General features: G+C 58.3%; 18 protein-coding genes and 2 tRNA genes. 9 read left to right on the top strand and 11 right to left on the bottom strand.

Annotated elements, in window-relative coordinates:
* The first annotated feature begins 404 nt into the window (after positions 1 to 404).
* Positions 405 to 992, top strand: a complete 588-nt coding sequence (locus ED661_RS12125) for a heme NO-binding domain-containing protein (protein WP_122074189.1) — start codon at positions 405 to 407, stop codon at positions 990 to 992.
* On the top strand, positions 989 to 2011 hold the full coding sequence (locus ED661_RS12130; protein WP_122074190.1) for a GGDEF domain-containing protein: 1023 nt from the start codon (positions 989 to 991) through the stop codon (positions 2009 to 2011). The genes ED661_RS12125 and ED661_RS12130 overlap by 4 nt, the downstream gene beginning before the upstream one ends.
* Positions 2012 to 2239: 228 nt before the next feature.
* Here ED661_RS12130 and ED661_RS12135 read toward each other — a convergent pair.
* From ED661_RS12135 to ED661_RS12160, 6 genes are all read right to left on the bottom strand, one after another.
* Positions 2240 to 2314: transfer RNA gene (locus tag ED661_RS12135), tRNA-Glu, on the bottom strand.
* 190 nt (positions 2315 to 2504) lie between these two features.
* Positions 2505 to 2579: transfer RNA gene (locus tag ED661_RS12140), tRNA-Glu, on the bottom strand.
* Positions 2580 to 2699: 120 nt separating this feature from the next.
* A complete protein-coding gene (gene recJ / locus ED661_RS12145) occupies positions 2700 to 4445 on the bottom strand; it encodes a single-stranded-DNA-specific exonuclease RecJ (RefSeq protein ID WP_122074191.1) in 1746 nt (581 codons plus the stop codon).
* A gap of 124 nt (positions 4446 to 4569) precedes the next feature.
* Entirely contained in the window at positions 4570 to 5541 is a 972-nt protein-coding gene (gene glpX / locus ED661_RS12150) for a class II fructose-bisphosphatase (protein ID WP_122074237.1), read from the bottom strand.
* Between the two features lie 156 nt (positions 5542 to 5697).
* On the bottom strand, positions 5698 to 6984 hold the full coding sequence (locus ED661_RS12155) for a homoserine dehydrogenase (RefSeq protein ID WP_122074192.1): 1287 nt from the start codon (positions 6982 to 6984) through the stop codon (positions 5698 to 5700).
* Between the two features lie 193 nt (positions 6985 to 7177).
* A complete protein-coding gene (locus tag ED661_RS12160; protein WP_254054831.1) occupies positions 7178 to 7441 on the bottom strand; it encodes a hypothetical protein in 264 nt (87 codons plus the stop codon).
* 200 nt (positions 7442 to 7641) lie between these two features.
* Between ED661_RS12160 and ED661_RS12165 the strand changes: the two genes are divergently transcribed.
* On the top strand, positions 7642 to 8229 hold the full coding sequence (locus ED661_RS12165) for a TetR/AcrR family transcriptional regulator (protein ID WP_122074193.1): 588 nt from the start codon (positions 7642 to 7644) through the stop codon (positions 8227 to 8229).
* A gap of 230 nt (positions 8230 to 8459) precedes the next feature.
* Here ED661_RS12165 and ED661_RS12170 read toward each other — a convergent pair whose 3' ends face one another.
* Together ED661_RS12170 and ED661_RS12175 are read right to left on the bottom strand one after the other, a co-directional pair.
* Positions 8460 to 9386 (bottom strand): pirin family protein, encoded by a 927-nt coding sequence (locus ED661_RS12170; RefSeq protein WP_122074194.1) that lies wholly within the window; start codon positions 9384 to 9386, stop codon positions 8460 to 8462.
* 107 nt (positions 9387 to 9493) lie between these two features.
* Positions 9494 to 10693 (bottom strand): 4Fe-4S double cluster binding domain-containing protein, encoded by a 1200-nt coding sequence (locus tag ED661_RS12175; protein ID WP_122074195.1) that lies wholly within the window; start codon positions 10691 to 10693, stop codon positions 9494 to 9496.
* 163 nt (positions 10694 to 10856) lie between these two features.
* Here ED661_RS12175 and ED661_RS12180 point away from each other — a divergent pair, with 163 nt between their 5' ends.
* Complete coding sequence (locus ED661_RS12180) at positions 10857 to 11330, top strand: hypothetical protein (RefSeq protein WP_122074196.1); 474 nt, start codon at positions 10857 to 10859, stop codon at positions 11328 to 11330.
* A gap of 19 nt (positions 11331 to 11349) precedes the next feature.
* On the opposite strand, the gene ED661_RS12185 is transcribed toward ED661_RS12180, so the two are convergent.
* Genes ED661_RS12185 through ED661_RS12195 form a run of 3 tightly spaced genes read right to left on the bottom strand, consistent with a single transcriptional unit; the run spans position 11350 to position 14090 of the window.
* A complete protein-coding gene (locus ED661_RS12185; protein ID WP_122074197.1) occupies positions 11350 to 11949 on the bottom strand; it encodes a TadE/TadG family type IV pilus assembly protein in 600 nt (199 codons plus the stop codon).
* Between the two features lie 3 nt (positions 11950 to 11952).
* Positions 11953 to 12504, bottom strand: a complete 552-nt coding sequence (locus ED661_RS12190) for a TadE/TadG family type IV pilus assembly protein (protein ID WP_122074198.1) — start codon at positions 12502 to 12504, stop codon at positions 11953 to 11955.
* Positions 12501 to 14090, bottom strand: a complete 1590-nt coding sequence (locus ED661_RS12195) for a pilus assembly protein TadG-related protein (protein WP_122074199.1) — start codon at positions 14088 to 14090, stop codon at positions 12501 to 12503. The genes ED661_RS12190 and ED661_RS12195 overlap by 4 nt, the downstream gene beginning before the upstream one ends.
* A gap of 343 nt (positions 14091 to 14433) precedes the next feature.
* Here ED661_RS12195 and ED661_RS12200 point away from each other — a divergent pair, with 343 nt between their 5' ends.
* The 5 genes from ED661_RS12200 to ED661_RS12220 all read left to right on the top strand — a co-directional run bounded on the left by ED661_RS12200 (position 14434) and on the right by ED661_RS12220 (position 21436).
* Complete coding sequence (locus ED661_RS12200; protein ID WP_122074200.1) at positions 14434 to 15864, top strand: Glu/Leu/Phe/Val dehydrogenase; 1431 nt, start codon at positions 14434 to 14436, stop codon at positions 15862 to 15864.
* A gap of 418 nt (positions 15865 to 16282) precedes the next feature.
* Entirely contained in the window at positions 16283 to 17536 is a 1254-nt protein-coding gene (locus ED661_RS12205; RefSeq protein ID WP_122074201.1) for a sarcosine oxidase subunit beta family protein, read from the top strand.
* 150 nt (positions 17537 to 17686) lie between these two features.
* Positions 17687 to 17956 carry a sarcosine oxidase subunit delta gene (locus tag ED661_RS12210; protein ID WP_122074202.1) on the top strand — a complete coding sequence of 90 codons (270 nt, stop codon included), beginning with the start codon at positions 17687 to 17689 and terminating at the stop codon, positions 17954 to 17956.
* Positions 17953 to 20898, top strand: a complete 2946-nt coding sequence (locus ED661_RS12215) for a sarcosine oxidase subunit alpha family protein (RefSeq protein ID WP_122074203.1) — start codon at positions 17953 to 17955, stop codon at positions 20896 to 20898. The genes ED661_RS12210 and ED661_RS12215 overlap by 4 nt, the downstream gene beginning before the upstream one ends.
* Complete coding sequence (locus ED661_RS12220) at positions 20891 to 21436, top strand: sarcosine oxidase subunit gamma (RefSeq protein ID WP_122074204.1); 546 nt, start codon at positions 20891 to 20893, stop codon at positions 21434 to 21436. Before ED661_RS12215 ends, ED661_RS12220 begins: the two co-directional genes overlap by 8 nt.
* The last annotated feature ends 30 nt before the right edge of the window (positions 21437 to 21466 follow it).

The following is a 21466-nucleotide window of genomic DNA, read 5'->3' on the forward strand; positions in this document are numbered from 1 at the left end:
AGGCACGATATTTTTCATCAATAGAAGTAATAGGTTAGGTTGTTTGAAGCTTGAATTTTGATGCAGATACCCGCTGGGGTTCCTTGCCCTGTGGGATTTCTTGTCACAGCTGAGCGGCCGATCTGTGGTTTTTCTTCCCCGTTTCATTGGAAAGGGGTATGTCCCCTGCAATGCGGATGTGTCGGCACGGGAGGGATAGACATCTGACGATAAAGCAAACCGCTGTGATTTTTTGCGGTGCTCCTTGTTTGAGACGTGCCAGGAAGGTGTTAGTCTTGGGACGTCAGGTCGAAGGAATGTACCTGAACAAGGGTCGATGGTGAAATTATCTCAAAATTTAAATGTTCGGCGTATCTTAACGATCCTGCGCCAAGTATGGGCAAAGTGTAACAAGGGGCCAATTTATGCATGGTCTGATCAACAGAGCGATTCAGGCATTCGTCGTCAGTACCTACGGGGAAGAGCGGTGGGGCGACATTATGGATACTGCGGATCTTGGCTTTGCTCAGTTCGAGGCCATGTTGTTCTATACGGATGAGCAATCCAACAAGATGCTCTCCGCTATGGAAAAGATGCTGGAACGTCCGCTGCCTGAAATACTTGAGGATACGGGGACGTTTTTGGTGTCCAATCCTCAGGTTGAGGCGTTGCGACGTCTGCTGCGCTTTGGCGGTGTCAACTATGTTGAATTCCTGCATTCACTGGATGATTTGCCAGATCGGGCCCGTTTGGCCGTAGCCGATCTCCATCTGCCTGCTTTGGAGTTGGTGGAAAACTCACCAGGCCAGTTCGAGTTGATCTGCCAACCGGGCCTGCCCGGCTTTGCCTATGTCATGATGGGGGTTCTGCGTGCTATGGCGGATGACTATGGTGATTTGGTTATTCTTGATCATCGCGGGACACAAGACGGTGCCGAGGTGATCTCGGTCACACTGGTTGAGACCGATTTTGCCGAAGGGCGCACTTTTGACCTGGGAGCCCATGCCTTATGATGACTGCGGATGAGCTGACTGGTGTCATTGCCCAAATCTGTCCAATGTATCTCGTTGTAGATGCTGCCGGGCGGGTTGGCTTTGCCGGGCCAACGCTACAAAAACTGCGCCCTGACATGAGCTGGAAAGGGAAGACCTTCTTCGATGTTTTTGACCTGCAGCGGCCACGCCGGGTCAATTCCATGGATGATCTGCTCAAGACTGCAGGCGCCAAGCTGCATTTGCAGTTTCGCGAGACGCCCCAAACCAGTCTAAAGGGCGTTTTGGCACCGTTGCCAGACGGTAACGGCGCGCTGATCAACCTCTCTTTTGGTATTTCGGTGCTTGAGGCGGTGCGCGACTATGATTTGACCAGCGCTGATTTCTCCCCCACCGACCTTACAATCGAAATGCTCTACCTGGTGGAGGCAAAATCTGCCGCGATGGAGGCGTCTCGGCAGCTAAATCTGCGTCTGCAAGGGGCTAAGATCGCCGCTGAAGAACAGGCCTTTACCGACACGCTGACGGGCCTCAAGAACCGTCGTGCCATGGATCATATCCTCGAGCGGTTGATTGGCGCCGGGACGGATTTTGCCCTGATGCATGTAGATCTCGACTTCTTCAAAGAGGTCAATGATACTCTTGGACATGCGGCGGGGGATGCCGTTTTACAAAGCGTTGCCAAGGTGATGGTCGATTGCACCCGCCATACCGACACCGTAGCCCGTGTCGGCGGGGATGAATTTGTGATCATTTTTGAAGGTGTCAACGAGCCAAAAATCCTTGAGGCCCTGTCCAAACGCTTGATCAGCCTCCTGGAGGAGCCCGTGCCCTATGGGGGAAGGCTGTGCAAGATATCTGCCAGTGCCGGTACGACCTTATCGAGCTGGAATGAGGCTCCTACTGAGGCGGCAGTGATGTTGCATCAGGCTGATCTGGCGCTCTATGCGGCCAAGCGGGCGGGGCGCTCGCAGCATTTGTTCTTTGAGCAGGGCATGCAAAAGGACGAACCGCAAGCAAGCTGCCAGGGCGGCGCCTAAAGCCCGTTTTCAAATCGGGCTATTGGGCCTCCCTCCCATTTTCTTTGCCAAGCCTGTGCAGAGTGTTCTGTTCGCAAGTCGTTTTACAAAACGCGCAATCAGGAGCCTTCAACAAGGGGCAAAGGAGCTGCGGGCAATGGCCCCTGCGTGCTGCGTCATTCTCAGGAAAACCTAAGCAACAAACCAATGGGTACTGCAGTCGCTTCTGTCTGACATCAAAGGATGAAGTGGCAGCCCGTAGGGGAGTCGAACCCCTCTTTTCAGGTTGAAAACCTGACGTCCTAACCGATAGACGAACGGGCCACTGTTGATGTCGGTGTATTACTTAGTCATGGGCCGCTGCGCAAGGGGCAATTTTTTAAAATCCAGAGATTTCTTTCGAAAAGAGCGAACCCGCCTAAGTGCTTGAACCGCTGGCAATATTGCCAACGATGGACCGACGCATCCGGGCATGCGCTTTGGCATCAATCGACATTTTCTTTGAGGAGTACAGTGGCAGCCCGTAGGGGAGTCGAACCCCTCTTTTCAGGTTGAAAACCTGACGTCCTAACCGATAGACGAACGGGCCACTTGCTGTGGAGCGGTGTTTAGTTTCTCTAGGCCCAAGCCGCAAGATAAAAATTGCCTCCGAGAGGTTTTTTTTCAGGGTCGCGAATTTTCTTTATGTTTTAAATAGTTTGCGAGCGGATCAGCTGGTTTCTGCGGCATCTTCCAGACGCAGTTGTGGGCTCTGTCGACCTCCCCAGCTATTGATCTCCAGCCGACCGGCAAAATGGAATCGCGCTCCACCATGTTCCAGCAAACGCGGTCCCAGAGCCGTGTCAAAGGCGCCAAAGCAGATGGCATCCAGATTGCCGCCAACCCCATCGGTCAGTGAGAGCTTAAGGTGGGTTTCGCCAATCCGCTTGGCAAAGCGCACGGCAAGATCGGGAAAGCCATAGCGCGGCGCCGCTGCTCCGGCCCCAAAGGGGCCAGCCTGTTCGATCTGTTCGATCAGATCGATGCTGGCCGCCCCGGGCATCAGCATGCCGTCCAGCTTCAAATCTGCCGGGCCCAGACTGTCAGCCCCCTGCTTGGCCAACAGATCACTCAGGCGTTGCATGGCCTCCTCCAGCTTGTCTTCAGCCACCGTCAGCCCTGCGGCCATTTTGTGGCCACCGCCTTTGATCAGCAGCCCCTCTGCTGCGGTACGTTGGATGGCGACGCCAAGGTCGATACCACTGACCGAGCGGCCCGATCCTTTGCCTTCACCATTGTGCAGGCCGATGACCACTGCCGGGCGACCCGCAGCCTCTTTCAGGCGTGAGGCCACGATGCCAACAACGCCAGGATGCCAGCCTTCGCCAGCTGCCCAGACCAAAGGCGCATCAAATCCGCGCGATTCGGCTTGCTCCAGCGCAGCGGCCCGCACCGCGTTTTCGATGTCACGCCTTTCCGTGTTCAACTGGTCCAGACGCTCAGCGAGGGCGGCTGCCTCATGGGGATTATCCGTCGCCAACAGGCGGGCACCCAGATCGGCCTTGCCAATGCGCCCCCCCGCATTGACCCTTGGCCCCAGCAAAAAGCCGAGATGATAGGTCGAGGGCGCCGCATCCATCCGGGACACATCCGCCAGGGCAACCAGACCGGGACGCTGACGTGCCCCCAGAATTTTCAGCCCCTGGCGCACCAGCGCCCGGTTTGCCCCGATCAAAGGCGCAACATCGGCCACAGTTGCCAGCGCCACAAGATCCAACAGGCTCATCAGATCGGGGCCGGTGCCCAAGCCCTTTTCCCGGGCCTGACGGCGGACCTCGACCAGCATCAAAAACACCACCCCGGCGGCACAGAAATATCCCAGCTCGCCATCCTCGTCCTGACGGTTGGGATTCACCACAGCAACGCAATCGGGCAGAGTCTCGCCGCCCAGGTGGTGGTCCAGGACGATAACATCGGCCCCCTTGGCAGCCGCAATGGGCCCATGCGAAAGCGTGCCGCAGTCGACGCAGACAATCAGATCATGGCTGCGTGCCAGCCCGGCCATTGCTTCGTCATTGGGGCCATAACCCTCGTCGATACGGTCCGGAATATAGAGTGTCGCTTGCAGCCCCATGGCACGCAGCCAGACCAGCAGCAGCGCTGCCGAGCTACCACCGTCAACATCGTAATCGGCAAAGATAGCAATGCGCTGGCGTTTCTCCACCGCTGCAAGGAACCGGGCGGCGGCCAGCTCCATATCCTTCATTTTGCGCGGATCCGGCAGCAGGTCTTTCAGATGTGGAGTGAGAAAACCAAGGGCTTCATGCGCAGGCACGCCGCGACGGGCCAATACTTGACAGAGCGCCGCAGGCAGGCCGGTCTGCTGCACCATATGCTCGGCCGCACGTTCCAGATCAATGCCAAGCCCCAGCCAGCGGCGCCCGGTCAGCGATTTCTCAACCCCAAGAAAGCTCATGGCTCTACCTCATCTATGAAAAAAGGCCAGATCCGAATGGATCCAGCCCTTCATTTGGTCAAAAATATCCCCGCCGGAGGCCGCGGCGCAAGCCGCATTCTCCAGACAGATCAGCCTCTGACGCTTAAACTGGCGTGCGATAAGACATACGCCGCACCGAGCCGGTTTTGGACCGCATCAACAGCGTCGTGGTCTCAACCCAACCGGGCTGGCGCTTGATTTCGGGAAGCAGTGAACCGCCGGTGACGCCGGTGGCGGCAAAGATCACATCCTGGGTCACCATCTCGTCGCGGGTATAGATCCGGTCCAGATCGGTGATGCCCGCCTTGGCGGCGCGGCTCTTTTCATCGTCGTTGCGGAACAACAGGCGGCCAAAGATCTGGCCTCCCATACATTTCAGCGCGGCGGCAGCAAGAACGCCCTCAGGAGCGCCGCCCTGACCCATATACATATCAATGCCGGTGGTTTCCGATTCGGCGCAATGCATCACGCCGGCAACATCACCATCGGTGATCAGGCGGATCGCTGCACCAGTTTCGCGCACTTCAGCGATCATCGCCTCATGGCGGGGACGCTCCAGAATGCAGACTGTGATGTCAGAGGGCGCACAGCCCTTGGCGGCGGCCAGGGCCTCAACACGCTCACGGGGGGACATATCCAGGGAGACAACGCCTTCGGGATAGCCGGGACCAATGGCCAGCTTGTCCATATAGGTGTCAGGGGCGTGCAGCATGGAGCCGCGCGGCCCCATGGCAATTACCGTCAGCGCATTGGGCATGTCTTTGGCGGTCAGCGTGGTGCCTTCCAGCGGGTCCAGGGCGATATCCACGCCGGGGCCGGTGCCGGTCCCAACTTCTTCGCCAATGAAGAGCATAGGCGCTTCGTCGCGCTCGCCTTCACCAATCACCACAACACCTTTGATATCGAGCAGGTTCAGCTGCTCGCGCATGGCATTCACAGCCGCCTGGTCAGCAGCCTTTTCGTCACCACGCCCGATCAGTGAGGCAGAGGCCAGGGCGGCCTGTTCGGCGACTCGGGCCAGGCCCAGAGACAGCATGCGGTCGTTAAAGGCGGCGTCGGAGGAGGTCACGGTCATACTCAAAATCCTGTTCAAATCCGGGCGGGTTGCCCGTCGCATAGCCTTTTGCAGGGGGGGCGGGCAAGGGATGATAGCGCAAGCTTGGACAGGAAGACGCGCGTTGTGCCCTCAAAGGAGCAGATTCTGCGCGCCTCACCGCCAATTTTGCGCCTGTTAGAGCTCTTCGATACGCAGAGCGACGGGTTCCCCATCCACAACGCTGGTCTGGGCCAAAGCGCTGAGGGCCACCTCCAGCGTCGCCGAGGTGCATTTATGGGTGACGATCAACACCGGGGCGGTGGGTTCGGAGTGGCCATACTGGCGCATCCGGTCGATCGAAATTCCGGCGTCTCCCAGAGCGGCAGCCACCTTGGCCAGAGCGCCGGGTTTGTCCTGCAGCGCCAGGCGTAGGTAGTAAGGTGCGGGCAGGCCGGTCTGTGCAGCGGGGATGTCTTGTAGCGTCGTGGCGGGCTGGCCAAAGGTGGCAATGCGCAAACCGCGCGCCAGATCGCAGATATCACCGAGCACGGCGCTGGCGGTGGGGCCTTCGCCGGCACCGGGGCCGCGCAGCACGATCTGTTCTACCGCATCGCCCTCGATCACCACCATATTGGTGCCGCCTTCCAGCTGGCCGAGGGGTGAATTTGCCGGCACCAGGCAGGGGGTCATGCGTTGTTCCAGCCCACGGGCTGTGCGTTGCGCCACGCCAAGAAGCTTGATCCGGTAGCCCATGTCGGCGGCGTGGCGGATGTCATCAATGGCAATGCGCTGAATGCCCTGCAGCACAACATCGTCAAAGGCGGGTTTGCTGCCAAAGGCGATTGAAGACAGGAGCGCCAGCTTGTGCCCCGCATCAATACCGCCCACGTCCAGATTAGGGTCGGCTTCGAGATAGCCTAGGCGGCCACATTCCTCAAACAGAGTGTTATAGCCGTCACCGGTGGCTTCCATCCGGGTGAGGATATAATTGCAGGTGCCATTCATCACCCCCATGATCCGGGTGACCTGATTTCCGGCCAGACCTTCAGTGAGGGATTTAACAACAGGGATGCCACCGGCCACGGCGGCTTCAAAGCGGATCACCTGACCTGCAGCCTCGGCCTGTTCGGCCAGGGCCTGGCCGTGAATGGCCAGCAGCGCCTTGTTGGCGGTGACCACATCCTTGCCCGTTGCCAGAGCCGCCTCGGTGGCCTCCTTAGCGGCCCCTTCATGGCCACCCATCAGTTCGACAAAGACATCGACGTCATCTCGTTTGGCCAGCGCAACCGGGTCGTTTTCCCAGGCATATCCGGTGAGGGCTACGCCACGGTCTTTGGCTGCATCCCGCGCCGAGACCGCAGTGATCACCACCGGGCGGCCCGTGCGCATCTCCAGCATTTCGGCCTGACGGCGGATGATTTTCACCACGCCAACGCCAACCGTGCCCAAACCTGCAATCCCAAGACGAAGCGGTTTTGTCATAGCCGGAGATCCTTTTTGTTCCATATTTGCTGTCTCGCCTTATCGGGTTCAGAGAAAGGGTGCAACGGCGCTGGCAAGAGGCGAGGGAAAATCGCCGCTTACAACAAGCTCAGCTGCTGTCCTTTTGGGTGCTGCAGGAGCACAGGTCGGGCAAGGCGAAGGGGTTCTCGGGATGAGCCGCGCCGGGGGGGGATCAGTTTGTCGCGCGACGTAGGGCCTCGGCCCGGCGTTGCAGGTTGTTACTGCGCGCATTCAGATTTTCTTCCAGCTGAGTGCTCTCTGTTTCAGGAGCAGGCAGCAGCGGAGCCAGATCCTCTACCGGCAACAGAGGCGGGTAATCGGCATTGCGCAGATCAGGAGTGAGTTGGTTGTTCAGCTCTGGACTGTTGCTACAGCCCGCAAGAGCCGCAAAGCCAAGACTGGCGCAGAGCAGGATCAGAGGCAGGGAGCGGGTCATGTGATTTTCCTTTGGCCTGCCTCTTGATGCACAATCATAGCACAGGGTACAAGACAGCCAAGTCTTTTGGGCGTAGATTTCCGGTCTGTGCTGGTTTGTTTGCCTGGTTGGACAGCGCGTTCCTGGTGTCTGCAGGCGCGGGCGAATGTATCTTTCGGTAGGGGCTTTTTTCTGAACGAATGTTCAGTTAATCTTGCCTCATGGCACGTACCCAAGGTTCTCATTCCGATATCACCGGCCCGCGCATTCGCAGTGCGGCGCTACAGCTGTTTGCTCGGCATGGCTATGCTGCGGTCTCGATGCGGCAGATTGCCAAAGAGGTCGGCGTGCAGGCCGGGGCATTGTATAACTATACGCCGGATAAGCAAAGCCTGCTGCACTCTTTGATGGAGGGGCATATGCGTGAGCTGTTGGCGGCCTGGCAGGCCGTTGATGAGACCGGAGACGCCTTGGCGCGTCTGGAGCGTTTTGTGCGGTTTCACATCGGGTTCCATATGCAGCGACCAGATGCAGTCTTTATCGCCTATATGGAGCTGCGCAATCTGAGCGACGAGAACTTTGCCGTCATCGAGACCCTGCGGCGTTCCTATGAGGATGCACTGGAAGCGGTGATGAAACAGGGGGTAGAGGCCGGGCAGTTCACCCTGCCGGATACCAAGATTGCCACCCTGGCGGTGATTGCCATGCTGAATGGTGTGATGACCTGGTATCGCAGCGGCGGGCGTCTGTCGCTGGATGAGGTGGAAAGCGTCTATTGGGATATGGTGCGCAAATCCGTCACCGCCTGAGCGCCTGTTTGGCGTGATCAAAAGGAGCGCTACCGCGCGAGTTTATTCAGCATTTGGACAGGTGATGGATAGCAGGAAATGGGGCTTGTGGCGGTAGGGTCGAAAAGATGCTGAGATGGCTTTGACGGGCAGATCTGCCCGTCAAAGCCGAATGCGATTTTTCAAGATTTACGCGTCAAGGACAAGCCGCCCTCTGGGCGGGGCCTGCGGCCTCCTTGACCCGCATCGGATCAATGGGCCGGAGCGATAAAAGTGCCGTTGCGCAGATCCTTGAAGGCCTGTTGCAGCTCTGCCTTTGTGTTCATGACGATGGGGCCATGCCAGGCAACAGGTTCCTGGATCGGCGCGCCGGAAATGAGCAAGAACCGCAGACCTTCGGGGCCGGCCTGTACGGTGATTTCATCCCCGGTGCCAAAGCGGACCAGGGTGCGATCGCCGGAGAGGTCGCGGATATTGACCTCCTGGCCTGCCACTTCTTTTTCCAGCAACACCCCCTGAGGAGCGGCGGCATCGACAAAGGCGCCGGCGCCCTCAAAGACATAGGCAAAGGCACGTCTGTAGGTGTCAATCTTGAACCGCTTGGTGACCCCGGCAGGAACTGAGATATCGAGATATTGCGGATCTGCGGCAATGCCATCCACAGGGCCGCGTTTGCCCCAGAATTCTCCGGTGATGACCCGGACATGGGTGCCGTCATCATCGGTTACTTCGGGGATTTCGCGGGCCATGACGTCCTGGTAACGCGGTGCGCACATTTTCTGATCTGCAGGCAGGTTGCCCCAGAGCTGGAAGCCGTGCATCTGGCCCCTGGCATTGCCGCGCGGCATCTCCTGATGCAGGATGCCGGATCCGGCGGTCATCCATTGCACATCGCCTGCGCCGAGGCTGCCAGTATTGCCTAGGGAATCGCTGTGTTCAACCTCGCCGGAGAGCACATAGGTGATGGTTTCAATGCCGCGATGGGGGTGCCAGGGAAAGCCCTGCAGATAATCGGCGGGGATCTCATTGCGAAAATCGTCAAACAGCAGGAAAGGGTCCAGCTCGCTGGGATCCTGAAAGCCAAAGGCGCGGTGCAGTTTGACGCCAGCGCCCTCCAGCGTTGGGCGGGCCTGACGGGTTTCGAGTATCGGTCGGGGCGAAGAAGGGCTGAGTGACATGGGGGCAGTCCTGTGTGTGGTGGCTGTTGCACAAAGCTAAGGAGCAAGGCTGCAGCACAAAACACCCAAGGAACCACCGATGCTGTGCAAAGATGCACATATTTCCATCAGCTGTTCTTACTGTCGCCCCGTTTTCCATCCTGTGCCCACCAGTCGCCGGGCTTGACGCGGCTGCCATGGGTTTTGGCCAGGCGGAGGGCCAGTTTGCGGAATCGTGAGAGTGCCAGCCGCAACCAGAGCCGGTTTTTGGCCTTGGTATAGTCACGGTTAAACGGGCAGACCCGCATGCAGATGGCGCAGTCCGAGGCCATCTTGGCCCAGAAGGAAAAGCACTTTTCCGCGTCGGAGGTCCATTTGCGCACGCCTTTGATGGCCGAGATATTGTTGCCGCCCTCTTGTGGTGGGCCAAAGGGCAGCGCCTTTACAGGGCAGGCATCGGCGCATTTGGTGCAGATGTCGCAAAAGGCCCGCACCCCCTGCGGTTTGGGCGCATCATGGGTGAGCGGCAGATTGGTGAAGATCTTGGAGAACCGCAGGCGCGGGCCAAATTCGGGGGTGATCACCATCTGGTTGCGGGCATATTCTCCGAGGCCCGCCTTGACCGCATAGGGGATTACCAGCCCGGTATCATTCATCGAGGGCACGGCCTCGTAGCCGAGATTGCGAATATAGGCGGCCAGCTGCATCACCACAGAGGCCTCATGGCTGTATTCGCGCCCGGTGGCGGCACCGGCCAGGGCAGACGGGTAGGTGGCGACCAGATCAGCCTCCATTTCATGGCCCAGAACGATGACGCTGTTCAATCCATCGGGCAGATCATGCGGTGCCTCTGAGAAATCACGGGTATCCACGCGAGAGTTATAGAGCCAACGTTCATCCAGATCGGTAATGCCACAGAGATCTGCGCCAAAGAATTTTGAGATCCGTTTGACCTCGGCGCTCATCCGGGTGGGATCTTCAATCTCGATGGGCTCCGGGGCGACGGGGGTGTCGCTTTGAATGGCGGCCTGAAACCCTTCGCGGATGCCGTCACCGCCGCGACGGTTCGAGATCACATCCGAGATCAGCCAGGCGGCATTACGCAGGGCAAAGTCGCGCTGAGTGAAGCCATCACCGCGCCGTGGCGCGGCCTCCATCCGGTAGGAGGCAAAGAATTTTGCGGTGTGTTTTGATTTGACCTTTGGGTCCCAAAAGGCGCGGGTGAAGATATCGTTGCGTTGGGTGAAACGCTCGAATTCTTCCGTGATCTCAATACCGGCTGCGGGATCGCTGTCCTGGCGGGGCGGGGTGTTTTGTGGCCAACTCATCGGGCGACGGTACTGGCCCGTAGTGGAGCAGGCAAGAGGCCTGTTCTAGGAGCTTGTGCCTTTGAACAGCAGTGCGGCTGGGGCTGTTCGTTCGGCAATATTCAGGCTATGTCCCGCGTAACATGGGCTCCGTGCGGGGCTGAGGATGGCAGGAGAGCGACGGATGACAGATGAAGTCTTGGTAACAGTTGAGGCCTCAGGCCTGCGGCGTGTCATGGGCGTGACCATGCTGGCAGTGATTGGCGTGACCCTGCTTTATGTGGCTGCATCAAAACCACCATCGCTGGCCTGGCTGGTGTTTTTGTTGGTTGTCGGGCTCGGGGCGCTGTGGCTCTCAGTGCGGATGTGGCAGGCGACCCTTCATAAGATCGAGCTGACAGAAGAGGTGCTGCGCTGCACAGACGGCACGGTGATTGCGCAGGTTGCTGATATCGAGGCTATTGATCGCGGCTTTTTTGCCTTTAAGCCGTCCAACGGGTTTTTGATCCGCACAGCGACACCCGGCGCCCGGATTTGGTTTCCGGGCCTGTGGTGGCGCGCTGGGCGTCGTATCGGTATTGGCGGCGTAACGCCGGGGTCGCAAAGCAAAACCATGTCAGAAATTTTGTCGGCGATGATTGCAAAGCGTAGCTTCTGATAGCCAGTAAGCGCTCCGTCTACTCTTCCGCAGGGGCCTCGTCGACATGAGAGCCGGCAGCAATTTCGACGCCTTCGAAATGAACCAGGGGGGCAAATCGCGGGCGGGAAAAGACAAAATTGTCCAGATCCATTGAGGGCAAGCCAACCTTGAAGGCGGGCTCCAGATCATTGCGGGTTTCTACCAGGATCACCCGTTCCTGATCGGGCATGACGGGCAAGTTGTCTTCGACTTCACTGATGGTCGCATTGGTCCATTCAACAAAGGCATCGCCGCGCTCTTTGGACCAATCAAGGTAATAGCGATCATCCTCTTCGTCCCAGCGGACCACCGAAATGCGAATGGAGGTGGCTGAGTCTGACCGGATCAGCAATTGGCTCATCGCATACATGCTGTCGATATAGTCGTCGTTCAACTCGGTGGTTTCTCGGGAGACCAGATCCGAAATGGTATAGGCAGCCTTGAGATTGACGGTATCCTGACGATAGGCATCAAAAAAGGTGTAGATCGCGGCAAATGTCCACAACAGCAGTGGAGCCAGGATCATAAACTCGACCGTTAGCGCCCCCTCGGAGTTCTGGCGAAAGCTGCGCATGTTTTTGTGCAATGAATTCAACATGACTTACCTCGGTTCCTGCACAAAGGCTGATGTGGCCACCAGGCTGACCAGTCCAAAATCGCTGCCATCGGCATTGGCAAGATCTTCGCCAAGGCCCCAGCTTGAGAAGATCGGCTTGAACCGCATGCAGGCGCGGATCAGCATGAGGTCGTTGGAGTTGCCGCTTCTGTTGAACTCACGCGGGGAATTGATCACTTCCGGGTCGCTGATGCAGTCAGGTTCCGCGTTGGGCGCTACCCAGGCGAAGGGATCCAGCTGGATCATTTCAAGCCGTAAGGAGCTCGCACAATTGTCGATCAACCCCGAAAGATCGCAGATGGTGTCGCGCATTGCGTCGTGGTCCTTCACTGCTCCGGTGTTCAGGCGGACCTCGCGCACCGTGATGTCGAGAGCCCGCTCCAGTTGGGAATGACGCAGATTGACCAGTCCGAGCTCCACGGTCGAGATGAGCATGAAAAAGTACAGCGGCATGAGAAGCACAAATTCGACGGTGACAACAGCGTCATCTTCCCGCCTGAACCGGCGCAATAGGGCACGTGTGGCGGAACAGATCATTGGGTCAACCTCAGCTGGCGGATTGAGGTTGCAATGGATTTGAAGGCTTCTTTGATCTCCAGCCCGTCGACATCATAGAAATGTGCGTCGGTGCTGGCGCAGTCCCGCAGGACCGCCCGCCCATTGGAGGGCGCTTCAAAGCCAATGGTGTAGACAGTGATGCCCTGTGCCTTGGCGGCGTCGCAGATCGCTTTGGTGCGCGCGTTCTTTGTTGAGTTGCCATGGGCTTCGACAAAACTGCGGTTAACAAGGTAATCGCGCACCCATCTTACTGACGTATATGAAAAGAGCTCTGGATAGGTCAGCCGATGGGCGTAGTTACTTCCACCTCTGGGATCGTACTCCCATCTTCCGGTGTAGCGCTGGTAGTACTTTTTGCTGCTCGAGCGATATGCATTATAATACGAATAGCCCCATTCGTCCGTTCTGCGTGTGTCGTAATAGATATCTGAAGCGCCAGAACGATATGGCGAATCGATGAAATATTGGCTGGTGTTCTGTCCATCCGTCATCAGGACGACGATCTTCAGCGTATCCGCGTCAGGGTCATTATGGGCAAAGGGACGGTTTGAAAAAACATCGGGAACATCTGACCCGGTGGTCAGGTTCGCGATGGCGGGCTGGGTCGAAGGATCCAGCAGCGCCGTGCCCCATTTCATCCCGATATCGATGGATGTATTGCCCCAGGCCTGAAGAGCTTGGATGAAGTTTTTGAGCTTGGTTTCATCCTTCTCCATTACCAGGACTTCGCGGTAGTTTTCTGTGTCGCAGACTTCGTTATTGATATGGTAGTTGCCCAGGGGGGTCTTTCTATATCTGTACCACGGATCAAAATGCATGGTGCGTTCATAGGTGGCCGACAGCGGCATCGCCGTTGTGTTAAAGTCCGATCCGTCAAAGTTTATGCAATTGGCAAAGGCGTTCACACCCGTTGTGTTGAATTGCGCCATCAGATCATCTGAGACCGAAACCTGGGTGGCGTAAGGAACAATCGAAATAGACATTTTGCCGTCTTCGGTGTTTGCCACCATAGTTTCGATGAAGTCTTTTGCGGCCACTTTCAGGTTGCTGAGACGGCTCCCCCGCATTGAGCCGGAGACATCCAGAACCAGCGAGATCTCCAGGTTGTCGATGCTCTCTTCCGCTTTGGAAGCTGCATAGATAGGCATGTCGCTGCCATTGGAGAATTTTAGCAGGTGCGCTTCAAAGGTGGAGGTGACGCTAGCTGACACGCTTTTGCGGCCGAGGGTAGCGTCATCGACCACGACATTTTCCGGCGAATAATACTCTCCCAAACCGGCCTTGTTCAGGTAGTCTTGCACCACCAATTTGCCATCCAGCGTCTGGTCCAGGTCAGCAGCGGCAAGAACCGCGCGGTCCAGCGTTGCCTGCAAATGGGTCCTGTCCCTCTCCATCCGCATGAAGTCCACGCCAATGCCGCCGATGCCGAGCATCATCAAAAGAAATGCAATTGTCGGATAGGTCATGGCGCCATCATCATCACGCCGGAATGCACGCAACCGGTTCACGCCCTGGTTCAGGACATAGAGCGGCAGAGCTGTGGCGGTTTTGAAACGCTGGGTCATGGCTAACGGCCTCTTCGGCCCCCAAAAACAGGGCATAGGAGTGGAACGGGTTTTCGTCACGTTCATATTTGGTTGGGGAAGATGGCGGAAATGCGGCGGCCCTAAGTCCATTTAGTTTCAATTTTCTTAATAAGGGGCCAATTCTGCGCCAGGCGGGCGATTGTTTACGTTTTCTCAGCAAAACCTCAGGTCTGTGGCAATGGCTCGGTCGATTCGAGCGTAGGTTTGATTTCGAACAATTTTTGAAAGGGAATGGTCAAAAAGGTCGCACTCTTTAAACTTCCGTGCATAGAGTTGCCGTAACGATAGGAATCAGTCGTTGAATGAGTACGGAGAACCGCGAATGAGCAGCCACCAAGAACCCAGTTTCCGTGAGAGCGTTGATCTCATGTTCAACAGAGCCGTCTCCCTGATGGATCTGCCACCAGGGTTGGAGGAGAAAATTCGGGTCTGCAATGCGACCTATACGGTGCGGTTTGGCGTGCGCCTGCGCGGCGAGATGGTGACCTTCACGGGGTATCGCTCGGTGCATTCGGAGCATATGGAGCCCGTGAAGGGCGGTATTCGCTACGCAATCAATGTCCACCAGGATGAGGTAGAGGCGCTTGCGGCGCTGATGACCTATAAATGTGCCCTGGTCGAAGCGCCCTTTGGTGGTTCCAAGGGTGGGCTGTGCATTGATCCGCGCAAATATGAAGAACATGAGCTGGAGCTGATCACCCGCCGCTTTGCTTATGAATTGGCCAAACGCGATCTGATCCACCCCAGCCAGAACGTCCCGGCCCCGGATATGGGGACAGGCGAGCGGGAAATGGCATGGATCGCCGACCAATACGCGCGGATGAACACCACCGACATCAACGCCAAGGCCTGTGTCACCGGCAAACCGCTGAATGCCGGCGGCATTGCGGGTCGTGTCGAGGCCACCGGGCGTGGCGTGCAATATGCCCTGCGGGAGTTTTTCCGCCATCCAGAGGACATCGCTAAGGCGGGTCTCGACGGTAAGCTGAAAGGCAAGCGTATCGTCGTGCAGGGGCTGGGCAATGTGGGCTACCACGCAGCCAAGTTCCTCAGCCAGGAAGACGGATCCTTGATCACCGGCATCATCGAACGTGACGGTGCTCTGCATCGTGAAGAAGGGCTGGATGTGGAGGCAGTGCGCAGCTGGATCGTCAAACATGGCGGTATTGCTGGCTACCCGGATGCAACCCTGCTGGAAGATGGGGCCCAATTGCTGGAGTTGGATTGCGACATCCTTATTCCGGCGGCTTTGGAGGGTGTAATCAATCTGTCCAATGCTGATCGGGTCAAGGCGCCTTTGATCATCGAGGCCGCCAATGGTCCTGTGACTGCGGGTGCAGATGAGATCCTGCGCAAAAAGGGCACGGTGATCATTCCTGATATGTATGCCAATGCGGGTGGTGTGACGGTCTCCTACTTTGAGTGGGTCAAGAACCTGAGCCATATCCGCTTTGGCCGTATGCAGCGTCGCCAGGAAGAGGCGCGCCATCAGCTGGTGGTGGATGAGCTGGAAGGCCTGTCGGAAAGCATGGGGAAAACCTGGAGCCTGAACGAGGACTTCAAGGAGAAGTACCTGCGCGGCGCTGATGAGCTGGAACTGGTGCGTTCGGGTCTCGATGACACCATGCGGATTGCCTATCAGTCCATGCGCGAAGTCTGGCACAGCCGTGACGATGTCACCGATCTGCGCACCGCAGCCTATCTGGTCTCCATCAGCAAGGTGGCGGCCAGCTACCGGGCAAAAGGGCTCTGAAGAGATTCTGAAAACATTCGTCAGGTTTCTGACCTTGATGGCGGGCCTCGTGCCCGCCATTTCTTTTGCTGAACCGTCAGTCGATGGCCGGGCAGCTTTGCGGAACTTTGGCAACGACATCTATGTTTTGGCAGAACGCGACGGTGTGCGCTGGCCGGATCGGATACCGTACTCTCGGTGAATTCAGGGTGCCAGAGGCAAGTAACTGACGTGACTGATACATTGGTGGCTTTCGAGTGGTCCTCTCGATCTGGACATTTGTGTCCATTTCCTGTGCAATGACCGGAAAGAGCACGCCTGTTGTGGAATTTTTGACCTCTGGGGCTAGGCGGCTTGCGGCAAAGCGGCTAGCAATATCACAGGTTTATCATCATCCGCTGGCTGGTGTTGGGCGAGATGCGAACAGGGGAGGGGCGTGATGCGGTTTTCGGGATGGCGGGTGCTCAAGGAAGGGCTGACCGGCAACAAGGGCTGGGGCCCGCATTGGCGTGATCCGGAACCCAAGCGTGAATATGACGTGGTGATCATCGGCGGCGGTGGTCATGGGTTGGCCACCGCCTATTATCTGGCCTCTGAGCACGGCATCACCAATATTGCGGTTCTGGAAAAGGGCTATCTCGGTGGGGGCAATGTCGGGCGCAATACGACTATTGTGCGGGCCAACTATTATCTGCCGGGCAACTCCGAATTCTACTCACACTCGCTGCGGCTCTGGGAGGGGCTGGAGCAGGAGCTGAACTATAATGCGATGATGTCGCAGCGCAGCATCCTGAACCTCTATCATAATGACGGCCAGCGTGACGCGGCGGTGCGCCGGGGCAATTCAATCATCAACCAGGGCGATGATGCGGAGCTGCTGGATCGCGAGGGGGTGCGCAAATTGGCGCCCTATCTGAATTTTGACAACAACCGCTTTCCGATCATGGGGGCGCTGATGCAGCGCCGGGCCGGAACCGCGCGCCATGATGCGGTGGCCTGGGGTTTTGCGCGGGGGGCGGATATGCGCGGGGTGGACCTGATCCAGAACTGCGAAGTCACCGGGATTGATATTGAGGGCGGCAAGGTAACGGGCGTGCAGACCGCACGCGGGCCGATCCGCGCCAAAAAGGTGGCGCTGGCTGCCGCGGGCCGCAGCGGTCAGGTGGCGGCCATGGCAGGTCTGACCCTGCCGATTGAGAGCCATGTCTTGCAGGCCTTTGTCTCGGAAGGGGTAAAGCCGCTGATTGATCAGGTGATCACCTTTGCCGAGGGGCATCTCTATATCAGCCAGTCCGACAAGGGCGGGTTGGTTTTTGGCAGCTACCTGGATTTTTACAGCTCCTATGCCGCGCGCGGCAACCTGCCAATGGTGGAACATACCATGGAGACCTGTGTGGCCATGGTGCCGGCGGTCAGCAAGGCGCGGCTGTTGCGCAGCTGGGGCGGGATCATGGATATGACTCCGGATGGCTCGCCCATTATTGATCACGCGCCCATTGAGGGGCTCTATCTCAATTGTGGTTGGTGTTACGGCGGCTTCAAGGCAACGCCGGGATCGGGCAATGCCTATGCACATCTTATTGCCACGGATCGCCCTCATGGGGCCGCAACCCGGTTCAAGCTGGATCGGTTTCGGTCTGGCTATGGTTTGATGGACGAGGAGGGAACCGGTGCACAACATAACCTGCATTGAGTGTGTCGCGTGCCATCTCGTGAGGGAGGTGGATGTGGCGGCGGGATCTGGGGCTCTGCCCCGTTCGCAGGCGAAACCCTCCTTGGGAGGGTTTCCGGGTAGCCTGCTCTCCCCCCGGAATATTTTTGGAAAGATGATGGGGAGAGCGTCATGAGAATTGCCTGTCCGATCTGTGGTGAGCGTGACCGCCGCGAATTTTATGTCAAAGGCGCCGCCTTGGAACGCCCTGTTGAAGATGCTGGGTTGGAGGCTTGGCATGCTCATGTGAACCTGCGGGCAAACCCCGCCGGGGTCATGGCTGAGTTGTGGTATCACGAGATGGGCTGCGGCAGCTGGCTCACCGTGACGCGGAACACTTCGACGCATGAGGTATTGGAGGTCGAGCTGGCCTCTGAGTCCGGGCTGGGAGGTGCGGCATGAGGATCGCGGGTAAGGGGCTTGCAACCGGCAGCAAGACGGTCAATTTCACCTTTAATGGACGGCACCTGATGGGGCTGGAGGGGGATACGCTTGCCTCGGCGCTGCTGGCCAATGATATTCATCTTGTCGGGCGGTCGTTTAAATATCACCGCCCACGCGGCATTCTGACGGCGGGCAGTGAAGAACCTAATGCGCTGGTTACCCTAGGCACAGGCGGGGTGCAGGATCCCAATATTCGCGCCACCACGCAGGCGCTTTATGAGGGGCTGGAGGCGCGCAGTCAAAACTGCTGGCCATCCGTGGAGCATGATGTTCTGGCGGTTAACAATCTGGCGGCACCGTTTTTTGGAGCCGGGTTTTACTACAAGACCTTTATGTGGCCGGCGGCTTTTTGGGAAAAGCTCTATGAGCCTATGATCCGTCGGGCGGCGGGGCTGGGTGCGCTGTCCGCAGAGGCGGATACGGATACCTATGAAAAGGCTTTTGCCTTTTGCGATCTCTTGGTGGTGGGTTCCGGGCCCGCTGGTTTGATGGCCGCTTTGACGGCGGGGCGCGCCGGGGCGGATGTCCTATTGCTGGAAGAGGACAGTCGTCTGGGCGGGCGCCTTTTGGTTGAGCAAGAAGAAATCGATGGCAAACCGGCCGCTGTTTGGCTGCAGGAGGTGCTGGCAGAGCTGGGTTCCCTGGAGAATGTCCGGCTGATGGCACGCACCGCGGTGACAGGCGCTTATGATCAGGGGACCTATGGGGCCTTGGAGCAGGTGGGCCATCATGAAATGCGGCGGCATTCGCTAAAGGGCAGCCATCGCCCACGGGAGTGCTTCTGGCGCATTGCGGCCAAACACTGCATCCTGGCAGCCGGCGCGATTGAGCGCCCGGTGGCCTTTCGCAACAACGATCGCCCCGGGGTGATGATGGCCAGCGCCGTGCGCGCTTATCTGAACCGTTGGGGGGTTGCCCCGGGCGAGCGGGTGACGCTGTTTGTCAATAACGATGATGCTCATCGTACGGCCCGTGACCTGGCAAAGGCGGGTGTGCATCTGGCGGCGGTGATCGACAGTCGCCATGATGCGCCAGAGAGCGATCTATATCCAGTGATTAAGGGGGCGCAGATCTGCGATACCGGCGGCGGCAAACGGCTGGAGAGCATCACGGTGCGCTCGGTGCGCGGTGAGGAAAAGATACAGACCGATTGCCTGGCGATGTCGGGCGGCTGGAACCCCTCGGTCCATCTGACCTGTCACCTGAATGCGCGGCCTGTCTGGCGGCGCGATTTGCTGGCCTTTGTACCTGCCCCCCAGGCGGTGCCGGGCATGCAGGCCGTGGGCGCCTGCAATGGGGTTTTTTCAACGCAGGGTGCGTTGAACGAAGGTGCTGCAGCTGCGGCTTCGGTGCTCGATGCGCTGGGCCTGCAGGGCGCGCGAGCGGAGGTGCCTGTTGCCGAGGATGCGCCCTATCAAATTGCGCCGCTTTGGGCGGTGCCAGGGAAAGGGCGTGCCTGGCTTGATTTTCAGAACGATGTCACCGTCAAGGATGTGACCCAGGCGGCGACTGAAAACTTCCGCTCGGTCGAGCACATGAAACGTTACACCACCCAGGGCATGGCCACAGATCAGGGGAAGAACTCCAACGTGGCGGCGCTGGCGGTGCTGGCGGATGTGACGGGGCGATCGATTCCTGAAACGGGAACCACGACCTTTCGGCCGCCCTTTGTGCCGGTGTCAATCGGGGCCATGGGTGCCGGAGCGGTTGATCAGGGTTTTAAACCACAGCGGTTTCTCACCTCGCATGCTGCCTCAGATGAACGCGGGGCCAGTCAGCTGGAGGTTGGGCTCTGGTATCGTGCGGCCTATTTCCCCAAACAGGGCGAGACCAACTGGCGCCAATCCTGCGACCGCGAGGTCATGTTGGTGCGCCGTGCGGTTGGAATCTGTGATGTCTCCACGCTGGGTAAGATCGACATTCAGGGCCCGGATGCGGCCAAGCTGCTGGATTTTGTCTATACCAATAGCTTTAGCACCTTGAAGCAGGGGCGGGTCCGCTATGGGCTGATGCTGCGCGAGGATGGCTTTGTCATGGATGACGGCACCTGTGCGCGGCTGGACGAGATGCATTACGTGATGACCACCACTACGGCCGCAGCGGGCGAGGTGATGGCGCATCTGGAGTTTGTGGCCCAGGTACTGCGGCCCGAGTGGGATGTGCGCTTTACCTCCGTTACGGAGCAATGGGCGCAGTTTGCTGTTGCAGGCCCCAATTCGCGAGAGCTGCTGAACGGATTGCTGGATCAGCCGATTGATAGTGAGAGCTGGCCCTTCATGGCCTGTGGTGAGATCTCGGTGATGGGCGTCAAAGGGCGGCTGTTCCGGATCTCCTTTTCCGGGGAAGAGGCCTATGAACTGGCCCTGCCAGCGCGCTATGGCGACAGCCTGTATCGCAGCCTGCTGGCCCGCGCCGAGGCGCTTGGCGGTGGGGCCTATGGCATGGAGGCTTTGAATGTGCTCAGGATCGAGAAGGGCTTTATCACCCATGCCGAGATCAACGGCACCGTGACGGCGCATGATCTGGGCATGGCGGGCATGTTGTCTAAGAAAAAGGATTTCATCGGCAAGGCCATGGCACATCGGCCGGGGCTGGTGGATGCGGAGCGTATGCAGATGATCGGATTGAAACCGATTGGTGCAGTAAAGGAGCTGAGCGCAGGTGCGCATCTGTTTGTTCCTGAAGATCCGGTCGAGCGGGTGCATGATCAGGGCTATGTCACCTCTGTGGGGTTCTCGCCTGAGTTCGGGCATATGATCGCGCTGGGCTTTTTGAAGCGGGGCGCTAAGCGGATCAGCGATGAGATCCGCCTGGTGGACCATATGCGCGGCATTGATACGCTCTGCGAAGTGGTGGAGCCGGTGTTTTATGATCCAGAGGGAGAACGGACCCGTGGCTGAATTGCTTACCAGAACCGCTTGTGACGGGCTTGAGGCGCTCGAGATTGGGTCGCTGTCCCTGGCCGAGAGCGCGCCGCAGGCTATGACCACGCTTGCCCCCTATAAGGGTCAGCAAGCGGCGCTGGGCAAAGCGATGAAGGCGGCGCATGGCCTGGGCTTCCCGGCCGTCCATGGGTCGACCACAGGCAAGGGCGCGCGCGCCATCTGGTTTGGTCGTGACATGGCGCTGTTGATCGGGCCTGAACCTGATCCGGGCCTGGCCAGGCATGCAGCCCTCACCGATCAAAGCTCTGGCTGGGCGGTACTGGAACTGGCCGGAAGTGGTGCTGAAGACGTTCTGGCGCGGCTATGTCCAGTAGATCTGCGGCTGACACAGTTTGAGGTCGGAGCATCCCTGCGCACAGAAGCCAAGCACATGATGGCCTCAATCTGCCGCCTGGATAAAGATCGCTTTCAGATCATGGTGTTCCGCTCCATGGCCCGGACATTGCATCATGATCTCAAAACAGCGATGGAAGCTCGGGCGGCGCGGGGGTAATCTGCCCAGATCATCAACTGATTCCGGGAG

Source organism: Pseudophaeobacter sp. EL27 (genome assembly GCF_900313025.1).
GTDB lineage: Bacteria > Pseudomonadota > Alphaproteobacteria > Rhodobacterales > Rhodobacteraceae > Pseudophaeobacter.

Bases quoted from the DNA above. Each gene is read 5' to 3' on its own strand.
- ED661_RS12205 (WP_122074201.1), top strand. From the start codon at position 16,283: ATGCGGTTTTCGGGATGGCGGGTGCTCAAGGAAGGGCTGACCGGCAAC.
- ED661_RS12170 (WP_122074194.1), bottom strand. From the start codon at position 9,386: ATGTCACTCAGCCCTTCTTCGCCCCGACCGATACTCGAAACCCGTCAG.
- recJ (WP_122074191.1), bottom strand. From the start codon at position 4,445: ATGAGCTTTCTTGGGGTTGAGAAATCGCTGACCGGGCGCCGCTGGCTG.
- ED661_RS12195 (WP_122074199.1), bottom strand. From the start codon at position 14,090: ATGACCCAGCGTTTCAAAACCGCCACAGCTCTGCCGCTCTATGTCCTG.
- ED661_RS12130 (WP_122074190.1), top strand. From the start codon at position 989: ATGATGACTGCGGATGAGCTGACTGGTGTCATTGCCCAAATCTGTCCA.
- ED661_RS12160 (WP_254054831.1), bottom strand. From the start codon at position 7,441: ATGACCCGCTCCCTGCCTCTGATCCTGCTCTGCGCCAGTCTTGGCTTT.
- ED661_RS12185 (WP_122074197.1), bottom strand. From the start codon at position 11,949: ATGTTGAATTCATTGCACAAAAACATGCGCAGCTTTCGCCAGAACTCC.
- glpX (WP_122074237.1), bottom strand. From the start codon at position 5,541: ATGACCGTGACCTCCTCCGACGCCGCCTTTAACGACCGCATGCTGTCT.
- ED661_RS12190 (WP_122074198.1), bottom strand. From the start codon at position 12,504: ATGATCTGTTCCGCCACACGTGCCCTATTGCGCCGGTTCAGGCGGGAA.
- ED661_RS12210 (WP_122074202.1), top strand. From the start codon at position 17,687: ATGAGAATTGCCTGTCCGATCTGTGGTGAGCGTGACCGCCGCGAATTT.
- ED661_RS12155 (WP_122074192.1), bottom strand. From the start codon at position 6,984: ATGACAAAACCGCTTCGTCTTGGGATTGCAGGTTTGGGCACGGTTGGC.
- ED661_RS12175 (WP_122074195.1), bottom strand. From the start codon at position 10,693: ATGAGTTGGCCACAAAACACCCCGCCCCGCCAGGACAGCGATCCCGCA.
- ED661_RS12165 (WP_122074193.1), top strand. From the start codon at position 7,642: ATGGCACGTACCCAAGGTTCTCATTCCGATATCACCGGCCCGCGCATT.
- ED661_RS12215 (WP_122074203.1), top strand. From the start codon at position 17,953: ATGAGGATCGCGGGTAAGGGGCTTGCAACCGGCAGCAAGACGGTCAAT.
- ED661_RS12125 (WP_122074189.1), top strand. From the start codon at position 405: ATGCATGGTCTGATCAACAGAGCGATTCAGGCATTCGTCGTCAGTACC.
- ED661_RS12200 (WP_122074200.1), top strand. From the start codon at position 14,434: ATGAGCAGCCACCAAGAACCCAGTTTCCGTGAGAGCGTTGATCTCATG.
- ED661_RS12180 (WP_122074196.1), top strand. From the start codon at position 10,857: ATGACAGATGAAGTCTTGGTAACAGTTGAGGCCTCAGGCCTGCGGCGT.